Source organism: Candidatus Brocadia sp., from assembly GCA_021646415.1.
Classification (GTDB): domain Bacteria; phylum Planctomycetota; class Brocadiia; order Brocadiales; family Brocadiaceae; genus Brocadia.
The window spans coordinates 118,586-132,843 of the sequence record SOEU01000006.1 but is presented as its reverse complement, the minus strand read 5'-3'; the positions used below and the strand labels follow the sequence as shown (position 1 = coordinate 132,843).

At 40.7% G+C, this 14,258-nt stretch carries 13 protein-coding genes; 6 read left to right on the top strand and 7 right to left on the bottom strand.

What is annotated here, in order from left to right; genetic code table 11:
• Positions 1-277: 277 nt before the first annotated feature.
• The 4 genes from E3K36_07015 to E3K36_07000 are packed head-to-tail and all read right to left on the bottom strand — an operon-like array spanning position 278 to position 3,098.
• Positions 278-1,396, bottom strand: coding sequence for an AI-2E family transporter (locus tag E3K36_07015; GenBank protein MCF6154995.1), 1,119 nt, complete (start codon positions 1,394-1,396; stop codon positions 278-280).
• A gap of 23 nt (positions 1,397-1,419) precedes the next feature.
• Positions 1,420-2,007: a cyclic nucleotide-binding domain-containing protein gene (locus E3K36_07010; GenBank protein MCF6154994.1), complete on the bottom strand. Its 588-nt coding sequence runs from the start codon at positions 2,005-2,007 to the stop codon at positions 1,420-1,422.
• Positions 2,008-2,019: 12 nt separating this feature from the next.
• Positions 2,020-2,700 (bottom strand): hypothetical protein, encoded by a 681-nt coding sequence (locus E3K36_07005; protein MCF6154993.1) that lies wholly within the window; start codon positions 2,698-2,700, stop codon positions 2,020-2,022.
• On the bottom strand, positions 2,697-3,098 hold the full coding sequence (locus tag E3K36_07000) for a CBS domain-containing protein (GenBank protein MCF6154992.1): 402 nt from the start codon (positions 3,096-3,098) through the stop codon (positions 2,697-2,699). The genes E3K36_07005 and E3K36_07000 overlap by 4 nt, the downstream gene beginning before the upstream one ends.
• Positions 3,099-3,335: 237 nt before the next feature.
• Between E3K36_07000 and hslV the strand changes: the two genes are divergently transcribed.
• From hslV to E3K36_06985, 3 genes are all read left to right on the top strand, one after another.
• Complete coding sequence (gene hslV, locus E3K36_06995) at positions 3,336-3,875, top strand: ATP-dependent protease subunit HslV (GenBank protein ID MCF6154991.1); 540 nt, start codon at positions 3,336-3,338, stop codon at positions 3,873-3,875.
• Positions 3,875-5,209 (top strand): ATP-dependent protease ATPase subunit HslU, encoded by a 1,335-nt coding sequence (hslU, locus tag E3K36_06990; protein ID MCF6154990.1) that lies wholly within the window; start codon positions 3,875-3,877, stop codon positions 5,207-5,209. The genes hslV and hslU overlap by 1 nt, the downstream gene beginning before the upstream one ends.
• Before the next feature lie 277 nt (positions 5,210-5,486).
• Positions 5,487-6,188 carry a gamma-glutamyl-gamma-aminobutyrate hydrolase family protein gene (locus E3K36_06985; GenBank protein MCF6154989.1) on the top strand — a complete coding sequence of 234 codons (702 nt, stop codon included), beginning with the start codon at positions 5,487-5,489 and terminating at the stop codon, positions 6,186-6,188.
• Between the two features lie 59 nt (positions 6,189-6,247).
• Here E3K36_06985 and E3K36_06980 read toward each other — a convergent pair whose 3' ends face one another.
• Positions 6,248-6,664, bottom strand: a complete 417-nt coding sequence (locus E3K36_06980; GenBank protein ID MCF6154988.1) for a transcriptional repressor — start codon at positions 6,662-6,664, stop codon at positions 6,248-6,250.
• A gap of 507 nt (positions 6,665-7,171) precedes the next feature.
• Here E3K36_06980 and E3K36_06975 point away from each other — a divergent pair.
• The gene (locus E3K36_06975; GenBank protein MCF6154987.1) at positions 7,172-8,653 is read left to right on the top strand and encodes an RNA polymerase sigma factor RpoD/SigA; all 1,482 of its coding nucleotides are present in this window, start codon (positions 7,172-7,174) and stop codon (positions 8,651-8,653) included.
• A 52-nt stretch (positions 8,654-8,705) separates the two neighbouring features.
• Here the strand turns inward: E3K36_06975 and E3K36_06970 are convergent, their stop codons facing one another.
• Positions 8,706-10,913, bottom strand: a complete 2,208-nt coding sequence (locus tag E3K36_06970) for a tetratricopeptide repeat protein (protein MCF6154986.1) — start codon at positions 10,911-10,913, stop codon at positions 8,706-8,708.
• A gap of 784 nt (positions 10,914-11,697) precedes the next feature.
• Entirely contained in the window at positions 11,698-12,180 is a 483-nt protein-coding gene (locus tag E3K36_06965; GenBank protein ID MCF6154985.1) for a hypothetical protein, read from the bottom strand.
• Between the two features lie 243 nt (positions 12,181-12,423).
• On the opposite strand from E3K36_06965, the gene E3K36_06960 reads away from it, so the two are divergent.
• Together E3K36_06960 and E3K36_06955 are read left to right on the top strand one after the other, a co-directional pair.
• On the top strand, positions 12,424-12,873 hold the full coding sequence (locus E3K36_06960; GenBank protein ID MCF6154984.1) for a CBS domain-containing protein: 450 nt from the start codon (positions 12,424-12,426) through the stop codon (positions 12,871-12,873).
• Positions 12,874-12,908: 35 nt separating this feature from the next.
• A complete protein-coding gene (locus tag E3K36_06955; GenBank protein MCF6154983.1) occupies positions 12,909-14,249 on the top strand; it encodes a hypothetical protein in 1,341 nt (446 codons plus the stop codon).
• Positions 14,250-14,258 lie beyond the last annotated feature (9 nt).

Here is a 14,258-nt window from a genome sequence, read left to right as displayed (position 1 = left end):
GGTCTTCTGAATCTCCCTGATAAAAGGGAAAATAATTGTGTGCTTCAAAAACCACGAATCCCCTTCAAGACAGGATTCTTGGAGATTTTTATAACTCCAGCCAGAATCCTGACGATTGGAGCACAAATCGGACTTTATGATACAAAGGTTTATATCCCACAGTTTAGCAGTATTTTTTGTCAAATTCTAGAATTATTTTAAAGAAGATCCTTAAAACGAGATCGTGATTTGTTATGTTTAAAATGGTTTGTAGTTCTATGCATTACTGCGGAAGGTGTCAATCACTGCGGTTCTCTGACAGGAACCGTTGTGGACGTCCAAAGATATGATAATGCCTAAAACTCCACATGAATTCTGTCACGGTAACTTTCAAAATGCTGAAAAGCAGCAAGGATACAAACATCCCTATGACCCCCATCAAATAGCCCCCAACAAGAACAACAACAACGACAATGAGGGGGTGTATGTGGATACTCTTAAAGACAACCACATGTGAGATGAAGAGATAGTCGAATAGTTGAATGCCCACAAAGCAGAGTGTTACCGCAATAACTTGTCCAGGCGAACCCGTGTCCATGAATGCAACGAATATGGCAGGAACAGCACCAAAGATTGGTCCGAAGTGCGGAATGATATTAGCGCAGCCTGCAAGAATGCCAATGTGAAAAGCGTAAGGGACATGCAATACGTGCAGGGTAATACTTGAGAGAATGCCAACAATGAGCGCATCAAGAAGCTGACCGCGAATATAGGAACCCACTTGCTGACTAATCTTGTGAACAAGACTAAGAGTCATCTCGAAATAACGATTTGGCACGCATTGTATAAAAGTTTTCTTGATTCGACGACCGTCTTTGAGGAGGAAAAAAGTGGAGACAGGGACGATAAAAATCATGGAAACGATATGGACAAATTCAAAAAGGATATCAATGCTTTCCTTGATCAAATCATCCAGACCATGCTGGAGGTATACTGCTATTTCGTGGGACAACCCGTGCCGTTTCATAAGAGGAAATTTGCTATCAATCGTCGCCTCAAGTTCAGCGGTAAGAACAGAAGGAGGCTTCAGTTGCAGATACGCTGATATGGATTGAAATTCAGCCGATATGCCCGGCAACAGGAATATAACTCCAAACGCAGTAATTGCAGCAATGGAGACAAAGACAATAACAACAGACCAGGTGCGATTGATATCATGGTTTTCAATAGCCAGGACGATCGGCTCCAGAAGGAATGCCAGCAAAATAGAGACAATAAATGCGACCGACAAATGCTTCATTACAATAAAAAATGTGATGGCAAACCCAAGTGCCAGAAAAACAAGAAACCACTTGATTAGCTGAGAGAAAAAACGCCGGTTTATGTGGATGGTAATAGTACGTTGAGAGGACTTCATAATAGCGTACCGTCCCTAAAAATTTATTTTTGAATTTCTTTGGTTCCACTTGTGCCTGATTGTTCAATTCCGTTTAGAATCATCTCCGTCAGATTTTCTGGCTTATGCAATCTGGTGGTAATGGATTGCAGTTCGGTGCTGGTAACACGCAAGCGCTTGCCGATAATTTTGGCAAGTTTCATTGCCACTTTGAAGCCGAGTCGCGGCTTCCGTTCAAGAATACTAAAAAATTCTGGCCTGAGAAACCCCAGAATATGGCATACTTCCATGGCAATTGCAGAGGCGCTGCGCGGTGATTCATCGAGTAACGCCAGCTCGCCAAAGAAGTCGCCGTCCTTCAGGATTGCCAGAACATCTTTCTTCCCATCTGCCGATGCCTTGTAAATTTTCACCGCACCCTTTTTGATAACATACATTCCAACACCCGGTTCGCCTTCCCAAAAAATATGCTCGTTGGCTTCAAAATACCGGTGATGGGCGATACGTTCAAATTCTTTTAGTTCTTCTTTGGAAAGATCATCGAGAACCGGAATTTCCCTGAGCAAATTGAGGACGTTGTTTTCGTTATCCCCTGTCTTCTTAAAGATGTTTTCCCAAAAACCATTCATCATTACATGCTCCAATTATTCTTCTCTATCTGAACAAAGCACCAATTGTTGCTCAAGCCTTTCGATTATGACGGTATATTTTTCATGTACACCGGCTTCAATATCTTCTTTTTCCATAGCTTCAAATTTCTTTATTAACATTACATGATCATCGGGGGACAGTGTCTTGTTTATCCAGGGGAATAGAATTCTTTCCTCTGTTTCTATGTGCTTTTCCATATGCTTGATATAGGAACGAGCTATTTTGGTAATCTTCTTTTTTGCCTTTGTACCGTGATGGATATTATTGACTGCTTTGGCCAGATTTCTTATTTCATCACGTGCCGATACATGCTCCATAAGCAGCCGCCCTAAAAAATCCTTCTTTTTGCCTTCATCCTTTACTTTTAGTACAGGGAAGAGTACTTTATCTTGCTTCTCCTGATGGTGTTTATCAGAAAATCCGGAAATGACCTCCACAATATCATCAAAAATCTCTTGAGAAACAGGTCTATCTCTATCAAGACAATCTGAAGCACTTTCCAAGACCTGCATCATCCTTTTTACAACATCAAGGTCATAATGCAATATCTCCGTAACGGAAGAGGGCGTGCTTTCGATATGCCTACAATCCTGATAAATCGTGTATTTCGAAGAGTTACAGGCCGAAATACAGGCACAGGAAATAACAAGAACAGGTATGAAGATTTTTTTCATGAATCGGCGTAAATTGTTACGAACTCGGGTTCCACAATACTGCTGAGGATATCACATCTGGAGATAACTCCCACCAGGATATCATTTCTCACTACGGGAACGCGAACAATGTTGTGTTTTGTCATAAGGTCTATAATCTCTTCAACCGGTGTATCCTCGGATACACAGATTGGATTTTTTGACATAATATCTCCAGCCGTTACCTGCTCCAATGCCCTTCCGGTTCTTATTACCTTTAAAAGATCAAATTCGCTTACTACCCCAACAACCTTCCCATCATCATCCACAACAGGCAATCCGCTATACATACCAGATAATAATTTTACGGCCAAATCCCTTCCGATTGTTTTCCGCTTCGCCGCGGTAACAATCTTATTCATAATTTCCCTGGCTACCATGACACATACCTCCTTTTAAAACAAATGAAACAAACATGCATATATAATTCTCAATCCTTATTCATCAGATCATAGTTTCCGACTTAATTATACGGTCGATTCGCTGTTTGTCAAACATTAAGAAATGAGAAAACCCTTGATAACTTTCAAGCAAATTGATACTATTTATGGGTTAGCTCAAAAAATGAAATTCCCCGGTAATTAACTTAAGTCGATCATTAAAAAAAGGATTTGAATTTGAAACCAGTCATTGTATCCACAACAATTTTAGCGGTTCGAAAGGATGGGCATGTCGCCATAGGTGGCGATGGTCAGGTCACCATGAACGCCGCGGTGGTAAAGCATGACGCCAAAAAGATTCGACGGCTTTACCATGACAAGGTCATCGTAGGTTTTGCCGGCTCATCTGCAGACGCCTTTGCCCTCATGGAAAGATTTGATGCCAAGCTTGAACAGTATCAGGGAAATGTCCTGCGCAGTGCCCATGAACTGGCCAAGGAGTGGCGAACGGATAAGGTGCTCAGGAGACTGGAATCCCTGCTTGTTGTGGTGGACAAACAATACTCGTTTTTGATTTCGGGTGGTGGAGATGTAATTGAGCCCGATGACGGCATTATTGGTATAGGTTCCGGCGGTTCTTATGCAATTGCAGCAGCAAGGGCATTGATGAAACACACTTCATTGTCTGCAAAAGAGATCGTCGAAGAGGCCCTCAACATTGCGGCAGATATTTGTGTATATACCAATAAAATTATCAAGGTGGAGGAGGTCAGGTAGTGAAGGAACTAACGCCCCGTAAGATCGTAGAAGAACTCGACAAATACATAATCGGACAAAAAAATGCTAAACGTGCCGTGGCAATTGCCATCCGTAACCGATGGCGCAGGCACCAACTTTCTGATGAATTGCGGGAAGAAGTCTTACCGAAAAACATTATCATGATAGGCCCCACAGGTGTAGGGAAAACGGAGATTGCAAGGCGCATGGCAGCCCTTGTCAAGGCCCCCTTTCTTAAGGTCGAGGCATCAAAATACACGGAAGTTGGTTACCACGGACGCGATGTGGAGTCTATGGTGCGCGATATTACCGAAATCGGCGTGAACATGGTCAAAGCCGAAATGATACAATCCGTCCAGGAAAAGGCTGAAAAGATGGCCGAGGAGAGACTCCTGGATTTGCTATTGCCGCCGGTACCAAAAAGTACGGAACCGGCCAGTGTCGAAGCCGAGGAACAACGTTTAAGTACACGAGAGAAATTCCGCAAAAAACTGCAGGAAGGAGACCTTTCAAACCGTATAGTAGAACTTACCATTCATGAAAAACCTTATATACTCCAGGGTTTTGTTGCGGGAGTTGAGGAAATGGGCATGGATTTCCAAAACATGCTGGAAAAGATGATTCCCCCCCGCACACAGGTACGAAAGGTTCCCGTAGCTGATGCAAAAAGGATTTTGACCCAGGAAGAGGCTGAAAAGCTCATTGATCGTGAAAAAGTCATTCAGGAAGCAATTCGCAGGACAGAACAGTTTGGAATTATCTTCGTGGATGAGATTGACAAGATCGCAGGCCGTGAATCTGCACATGGTCCGGACGTCTCCCGCGAGGGCGTACAAAGGGATTTATTACCGATTGTGGACGGTGCTACGGTAAACACACGATACGGAATGGTCAAGACCGACCGCATCCTTTTTATTGCCGCAGGTGCATTCCATGTTTCCAAACCATCAGATTTAATTCCCGAGCTTCAGGGGCGATTCCCTATCCGGGTGGAATTAGAAGACCTTGGGAAAGAGGAGTTTTTACGCATCCTGACTGAACCCAAAAATGCCTTGGTTAAACAATACAAGGCGCTTCTGGAAACTGAAGGAATTAAGGTACGATTTGAGAATGACGCCATTGAGGCAATTGCGGAGATTGCCGTACAGGTTAACAAACGCACCCAGAACATTGGTGCACGAAGATTACATACCGTAATGGAAAAGCTTGTGGAAGATGCCTCTTTTGATGCCCCTGATATGGATGGCGCAGAGATAGTTATCAATGCAAAGTATGTGGAGGACAAATTACAAGCTATAGCAAAAGACGAGGATTTGAGCCGATATATTCTGTAGAATCAAAACTCAGAAAATCAAAGATGCAACTGATTGTTTCCTGTAAAATCCATAGTTGCACGCAATATCATAACTATCCAGGACTATTTGACACCCTAATATTTTCAGCCTTCCGGTAAAGATCTGGATATTTCAACTCTTTCACTATGCAAGCAACCGGTTTAAAACAATCCCTATTTCCCCCAACATAGCACAATCCAAGTGAATGTATTTCTCATGGTGGGATAGGGTACATTAGGCAATCACCTGATTCTCAATACAAAAGACTTTTTCGGATATGCAACCACTCATTGGCATCAATTGCGATTACGAAGAGGAAGGTAAGCGTCCGTACTCTTTCACGTACAGAGACTATAGCGACGCTATCATTGCGGCACATGGTATCCCACTATTATTGCCTGTTGTTAAAGACAAAAATACTGTGAGGCTCCTTGTGGAAAAGATGGACGGATTGCTCCTTACCGGGGGAAATGACGTACCCCCTTTACGCTATGGAGAGGAACAACACAAAAAGACTGTTTGTGTTCATTTAGACAAGGATATTTCCGACCATATCCTGGTATGTGTCACCATGCAAATGAAAAAACCCATTCTGGCCATATGCTATGGTGCTCAGCTTGTAAACGTCATCTTAGGCGGCTCACTCGTACAAGATATTCCATCAATGGGCATATCACCTATTATTCATAAAGATTCGCAAAATGTGCAATATACCCATCCTGTAACGATAGAAAGAGACTCTCTCCTGTATAAGATTGTTGGAACAAAACACATCGAAACAAACAGTATTCATCATCAGGCTATTAAGAGATTGGGAAGGGGCTTACGAGATACGGCCCATACCCCGGACAATATAATAGAGGCATTCGAACTCAACGATTATCCATTTCTTGTGGGCGTCCAGTGGCATCCTGAACGTATGACAGAGCATCCTAGCCACGCTGCATTGTTTCGTGCCCTTGTTACTGCTTCCAAATAATACTCTCGGAGTGGTACAAACGTGATTTGATGCTCAGGTATTTCAGAATGAAGCGATTCTTAGTTGCACTTTTTGCAGGTGCCGTAGAAGGATATCTGGAACCCGGTAACGGTGTAATCCTTACTGACGAAGTCCGGTAATTTGACATGCGATGAGAAATCCTCAAAGATATCGAGTATTTTTTTGCAGGCAGAGCAGATTACGTGATGGTGGATATTGGTGTTGGGGTCGTAATGTTTACGGTCTTCATCAATGGTGAGTTCTTTGACTTCTCCTAACTCCTTTAACGTTTCTAGAGTCTTGTAGATAGTGGTAAACGATACCGCAGGATAAATCTTCTTTACCCTCTTATAGACATCTTCTGCGGATGGATGGGAGGTATTGTTCTCTAAAATCTTGAAGATCATCAACCTCTGTGGGGTGATCTTCATGCCGTGGCTTCTCAGTGTTTTCGTAAGTTTTTCTACAGTCTCCATAATATACCATAGTTATAAATGAAAAATGATTGTTAATAACCTATGAATATTATGTAAATAATTCATGCATGTCAATAAAAAAGTGTAGAATTTTAATTTTATGATAGATTTTTTGGATAATGATCTTTAAAATATTTCATTTTGGTTAATACCACAAAATATATAGTGGCAGACAGGAGGGCTTGTTTGGTTCAAAAATAAATATGCAGGCATTACTTTATGGTTCTGACGGCGTCCTTTGGACACAGTCCACCAGTCTTTACTCATAAGACAGGCTCCAACCCGTTTTTTTGCTGAGATTTGCAATCGGCAAAAGAGAGACCAAAAGAATTTTACAGTGGGCTTTGCAAACACACACATATTATCAATAAGTCAATCAAAAAACAACCACTTATGACATATCTCGAAAATATTTACTTTATGTAAACATTTTGCGCAAAATATGTGTTATATGTATTGGAAATATGATATTTTACAAAACTTAATTCAAATCAGGAAGATTTACATATGAATAAATTTGAATATAAAATAGATCAGCTCGCCGATGAAATTAACGAAAATTACGTTGCCGAAGAGGACAACAACGAAGGGGAAGCTATTGAACAAAGGATAAAATATAAGGATTACGACCCGGTTCGTCTTTACTTGAAAGAGATGTCATCCTTACCATTGTTGTCTCGGGAAGAAGAACTCTATCTGGCAAAGAAGATAAAGATTATGAGCCGGTTGCTTCACCGGAGGGTTCTGGGATTTGATTATGCCCTGGAAAAGTATGTACGTATACTTGAGGAGTTGGATAGTGAATCGGATCTTGTCCAGTTTGTCGAGACAGCGGTAACAAAAGAACAAAGCAAAAATGAGACGGTCGAGCAACTTCATTGCCTTGCTGAAAAAATCAAAGATACACTTGAAAAAAATCTAAAAGACTATGAAAAAATAAACAAGGGAGTTGTTTCCAAAAATTTAAAATCCAGAGTTTTGAAAAAAGCTGCTTCCAGGAAGAGGAAGGTGATCAAAGAGTTAGAGGCTATGCACATCCGTGCAGAAACGATATTACCGGTTATGAGGGAGCTGTTAAACGTTTTATCAGAAGTAGTATCGTATAAAGAAAGCCCGCAAGGTTCGCCTTATAAAAAAGAAGCCTATAAGAAACTTTTGCACGATTCTAACGAAACAAAAACCTTGTTAATGGAAACCGCCGAAGCAACAAAGAAGGCTATTCATTCTATGAATTCCATTTACCATGAGTACGAATCTGCCAGGAATCGATTCTCCGAAGGTAATCTGAGGTTGGTAGTGAGTATTGCAAAAAAGTACAGAAAGCGCGGCATGGTCTTCCACGACCTTATTCAGGAAGGAAATACAGGGCTGATGCGGGCTGTTGATAAATATGATTATCGTATGGGTTTTAAATTTAGTACGTATGCCACGTGGTGGATTAAGCAGGCAATTATCAGGGCAATAGATGACAAGGCAAGGATGGTACGCATCCCGGTACATATGACGGACGTAATCAACAAAACGAACAAGGTGTTGAGGAACTCGCAGGAAGGCATTGATAAAAAACCCAAACTAGAGGCCATTGCAAAAGAGGCAAAAATCCCGGTTTCAGAGGTTTACCGGGTATTTCGAATCGCATCTCAGCCTATATCGTTAGAGAATCCAATTGGGGACGATGGTGAAACGATGTTTGAGGATTTTATCCAGGACAAAAAGATGGAATCGCCAATCTCCGCTGTTCACCAATCCTTACTTAAGGATCAATTACAAAAAGTACTTAACACACTGAGTCATCGGGAACGTGAGGTGATCAAGCTGCGGTTTGGCATCGGTGACGGGTACACTCACACGTTGGAAGAAATTGGGGAACGGTTTAACATAACAAGGGAACGCATACGACAAATCGAAACCGTTGCCATTCGCAAACTTCAACATCCACTGCGGAGCAGAAAATTAGAAGGATTTCTCGAAGGGGTAATGACAAATTAATACAACTCCCCCAAGAGTGACCAAAAGGGGCTTCGTGCAAGTCATGAAGCCCCTATTTTTTTATCCCAATTTTTTCTATCATCTTATTGATAGCTTCCCTTTGCTCTGGTTCCAGGACAGATAATTTCCGCAGATACAAAATAGCCTTTTCGCTATCCTTTTTATAGTTCCAACACAACGTAATAAGATTTCCATATGCGTTAGCATTTTTCGGGTACATGCCAATGATTGATTCAAATTCAGTAATCGCCTCTTCTACAAGACCTTTTTTCACATAGGCATTGCCCAAATTTTCGTGATAGACAATACCCTCCGGGTCATTCTCTGTGGCCGCCCTATATTCAAGAATAGCCGCATCAAAGACGCCTTTTTTAAAATATACATTTCCAATGTTATTGTGCGTAATGGCACTATTTGGGTCAATGGAAAGTGAAACCTGGTATGCTGCCATGGCTTTGTCCAGTAAACCTTTATCCTCATAAATGTTCCCCAGGTTATTGTGTGCATGCGGATTGTTCTTGTTAATTCGAATCACATTTCCGTATTCGATCTCTGCGTTGCTGAATAATCCCATCTTCCCATACGTTACACCCAGATTAAAATGGGCTGTTTCATTGAAGGGACTAATCTCAAGGGATTTTTTGTATTCAGTAATTGCGGTTTTAAAATTTCCTTCATCGATATAGGCCTTGGAAAGGTTGTTATGTGCCTTCGACAGCGTCTGTTTATCCAAAACACTCAATCCTTTGTTTATATACACATTGGCAAGATTACCATGTGCCTCAGAATAATCAGGCTTGATTTGAATAGCCATGGTATATTCCCGGATTGCCGCATCCATAAACCCCATTTTTTTGTATAAAACCCCCAAATTGTTGTGCGCCCGTGAACTTTGGGGCGACCTTTCAGCTGTCGTTGACCATAACGAATGATCGTCAAACCAAATTTTAGAGATTTGACACGTTTGCCAGGAAAACCCAATCAACAAGAGGGTGATTATGAAGGTAAAACCACAAGAATTTAAGACACGATGTCTTAAGCCTAAGTTCGGAATTTGATCGAGCAAAAAACCTCCCAGGACACAGAATCCCACAAGAGAGAGATAAAGATAACGCTCTGCCATGATGTTTTCTATGGGGATAATATTCAGGACGGGAAGTAAGGTGATGAAAAACCATAGCACAGAAAAAAACAAAATCCTGAAATAAAAAAATAACCGGTAAGCAATTACCATTACAGAAACAATCAGAAGGAGGGATAAGATAAAGGATATTTCAACAGGAGACGTAGTATGCTGAACGACATAATCGGCATTAAGATTTACAGGGAAAAAGAGGAGCTTGATATAAGAGGCAAGAACTTTTGACATGGTCAGAAAGTTTACCCAAAGACTGTTTTGTGGATACGGAATGTAAGACTCTGTAGGGTTGTGTAAGAATACAAAACGTATCAGAATATAAAAGATGCTTACAAGGGCATAACCAATGTAGTAGCGGATAAGTTTGTAAGGCAATCGGGTCTTACTTTGGCTCAGGACATCATACAAGCCGATGAGTACCGGAAAGGTAATAGTCGTTTCCTTGGAAAATAGACCCGCAAGATAGCATAGAAGAGAAACTGAATACCATAACGTAGACCTTTGCTGACAAGTTTTGAGGTAAAACTGAAAGGCAGCAAAATAAAAAGTGGTGGCCAGGAGATCTTCGCGATAGCTGATGGCATTGACAGCCTCTGCAAGGAGCGGATGAGTACAAAAGATAAGACTCGCCAGAAAGGGTATGGAGGTTCTAATAGCCACGGTTCTTGAAACCGATGCTTCTGAATTTCTGGGGAAAACAGGTATCGATTCTCTATGTGTTTCGCCGAGAATGCCCAGGAGACGGGCGAGTAAGAAGAACAAAAGGGCGGCATTAAGGCTATGGAGGAATAGGTTTGTAAGATGATATCCGACAGGATTGAGATGCCAAAAGGAGTAATCAACAAAATAGGATAACGTTACGAGCGGGCGATAACTGAGTTCACCGGCAGCCGTGAAATAATCACTGGTAAAGATCATGGGCACTTTGTACCAAGACCTTATCAGATAATTATTTACAACGGTAAACTTATCATCATAGACAAAATTGTTTCCGACAGTATACAAGTAGAGGAGTGAGGAAACTACGATGATAAGAACAAGCTGGCAAATATAAAGACGTGGTTTGTCTGATCTGACTTTTACCGCCCCATGTTTATTGATGGGTTGGTATGAATTATACATTTACCTTCTTTTCTGTTAGTTCATGATAATCACAACAACACGCGCTCGCCTGTAACCCTGAAATCCATAACGGGAATTCCTATACAAAAACCAAAAATAAATTCCATATTAAACTTTCTCGTGTTTCCTTCTGCGTCTTTTTAAGAGATATTTTTTCCTGTTTAACCTATGCTTCTTTTTTCCGGCAAAACCATTTGCCATAGAATCCTCCAAAAATGTTAAGACATGTATATAAAAATGAAGAAGAGATAATATCAATAATAAGGACAAAATTCAACAAAATATTCTTTATGCCAACAAATAAAATTCAAGCTTGCGGATTCGAGAAGCAAACACAAATCAAAAATTTCTGGCCGGTTCGTTATTCCTAAGTCCCATGAGAGCAAACCTATCAGGTTTCTCTTCAGTTCCAAAATTCTTACACTTTACCCTTTGAGATGGATGATCAGGATTGGTAATCCATTCGCTCCATGAGCCAGCATACAAACGGGCATCGCCTAAACCTGCATGAGCTAACCTAATTTTCGCAAATCAAGTGAAAAAGGCTTCTAAAATCAAGGATTTTTTCAGTCATTCTTCACTACAATTGTTCTTTTTTGATGGCAGAACGGCCTTAACCCCAGATTGCCTTTTACATCTCGAAATACCCTCTCTACCCGTGTCAGCATCATGGACAAGCGCTATATCTCCTCATCAGAAAGAAGGCAAAAAGGGTCGAATCTTTGGGTTTTTGAGAACATTGTCCATGTTTTGATTGTGGCAATGGATCAGTCCAAATGAGCGATTACTTTTCACTCATTAACAAGAGACCGCAGTCAGGGCATTCTTTCGTGTCGGAACTTACACAATAACCACAGGCAGGGCACCTTCCCTGTGATTCCCATTCCTGGGCGGTTTTGATTTCTGGATACTTTTGTGTGTGGAATTCCTCAATGCAATCGTGTGCAGCGCGCGCATCTCTTTTTGGTGCCAAAAGAAGATACCGGCATCCACATTTACCCGTACTGCAACCCGGAGCCAATGCAATTTTAGAAGAAATTCCGTTTCTCGAAAGTAAATCCGATAATTCCCGGATGCCCTCTTTCTCTTCTTCCCTGATTGCAACCCATTCGTCATGAAGATGTGCGGTAACGTCCAGTTTATTATCCCTCTTTTTTTCGATCTCTTCCGGCATTTTCAAAGGGACGCCACAGTCGGCGCACTCTGAAATATGCGCATAATACTCTGATCCGCATTCCGGGCACAGTTTTATTTTCTCAGGAGACATATGATTATCCGGCAATATTTTGCCATTTCAAAAAGTGTTTATAAGTACAACGAGATAATAATTCTTCAATATATAACAAAACATGACGTTTGAGGTCAAGACTTTACTCTTGCTATTGAAAGTATCTTTTTTATCAATCCACTTAATTGCTGTAAATTGTCATGGTAAATGATAAAATGCTTGTTTTTACAGACTTAATCCAGTTTTCATGCTAAACCACAACTATAAAAGGAGTGTAGGATTATGAGAGTAAAAGATATTATGGACACAACTCCAAATCTCGCCCGAACCTCAGACACGTTTGAACATCTTATAAGAATGCTTGATGAGGTGAAATATCACGTTGTTTTTGTAGTTGACGAAGAAGATAAACTGGTGGGGATTGCAACTGAGGCAGATATTGTAAAAGTACTTGTTCCTAAGTATCTATCTTTTGATGAATTTCTTATTTCTGCAATGAATGAAAATTATTTAGAAAATAAATGTATTGAAACTAGAAATCTAGTTATTACGGAAATCATGACAAAAACAATTTTATCAGTGCATGAAGATGATACTGTAATTAAAGCAGCCGCCCTCATGGCGGTTAATAAAATACATACTCTTCCTGTGGTTAGGGATGGCAAAGTCGTTGGAATTGTGCACCTTATAAACCTGATCAGGCACATAATGAAAATTCTTACCAAAGATTGAACATAGATACTTTTCGTTATTGAGGAAACTAACGCATGATTTTCTGGATAGCCACTGGCATTTTTATCGTATCCTTTGGATTAATTATCTCTGAAAAACTTGACAAAACAAAGGTTGCATTGATTGGTGCTGGTTTGATAATGGCCCTCAATATAGTAACCCAACGTGAGGCCTTTTATGACGAAAAATATGCTATTGATTACAACGTTATATTTCTCCTTTTTGGCATGATGGTTATCGTCAATATCCTCAGCAAAACCGGTGTATTCCAATTTCTTGCCATAAAATCTGCAAAACTGGTCAGAGGAAGACCTGTATGGATACTTATTCTTTTCACCAGTATTACGGCTGTTTTTTCTTCTTTCCTTAATAATGTAACCACAGTTCTCATCCTTGTTCCCGTTAGCTTGCTTATCGCTGATGAACTGCAGATCGACCCTTTCCCATTCTTGCTGTCAGAAATTATGGCCTCCAGCCTTGGTGGTACGGCCACACTTATTGGTGGGCCACCCAATATATTGATCGCAAGCAAGGTACAACTTACCTTTATGGATTTTATCTATCATTTAACACCCGCGGTCATCTTTGTTTTTTCATCTTTTCTTCTCACCATTAAATTCCTTTTTGGTAAAAAACTCCGGGTTAAAGAGGAGGTAAGGCAAAAAATACTGTCCATAAATGAATATGAGATGATTAAAAGCTATAGTTTATTAATAAAGTCACTGATTGTATTAGGACTGGTTATTCCGGGATTTATCTTCCACAAAAGAATTCATCTGGAACCTGCAACAATTGCCATTTTAGGGGCTGCCATTTTGCTTATTGTTTCAAGGGAAAATCTCCAGCACGTGTTAAGAGAATTAGAATGGCCAACTCTTTTTTATTTTATAGGACTTTTTATTGTTGTATCTGGTGTTGTTAAGGTGGGATTGATCTCTAGGCTTTCGGACTACATGGTTTCATTCACAAAACCCGATGCAGAAAATATGTTTGCTACAGCGATTATCATCCTGTGGTTTTCTGCCATTGCTTCAACAGTCGTTGAAAATACTATTTTAGTCGCCAGCATAATTCCCCTTGTTACGGATATGGCACAAGCAGTCTTTGTCTTTCCACCTGGATTGGATTTGAAATCAATTGTCCAGCATCCAACCCTTATGCCCGTGTGGTGGTCTCTGGCACTCGGGACTTGCCTCGGAGGGAATGCAACACCTGTCGGGGCATCTGCAAATATTGTTACCCTTGGCCTTGCAGAAAAGGCAGGATTCCCCATATCATTCAAAAAATACCTTATCTACGGAATACCTCTTACTATCGAAATGATTGTCTTATCAACTGTCTATGTCTGGTTAAGATATTATGTTATTAAATATTAAATATATCTT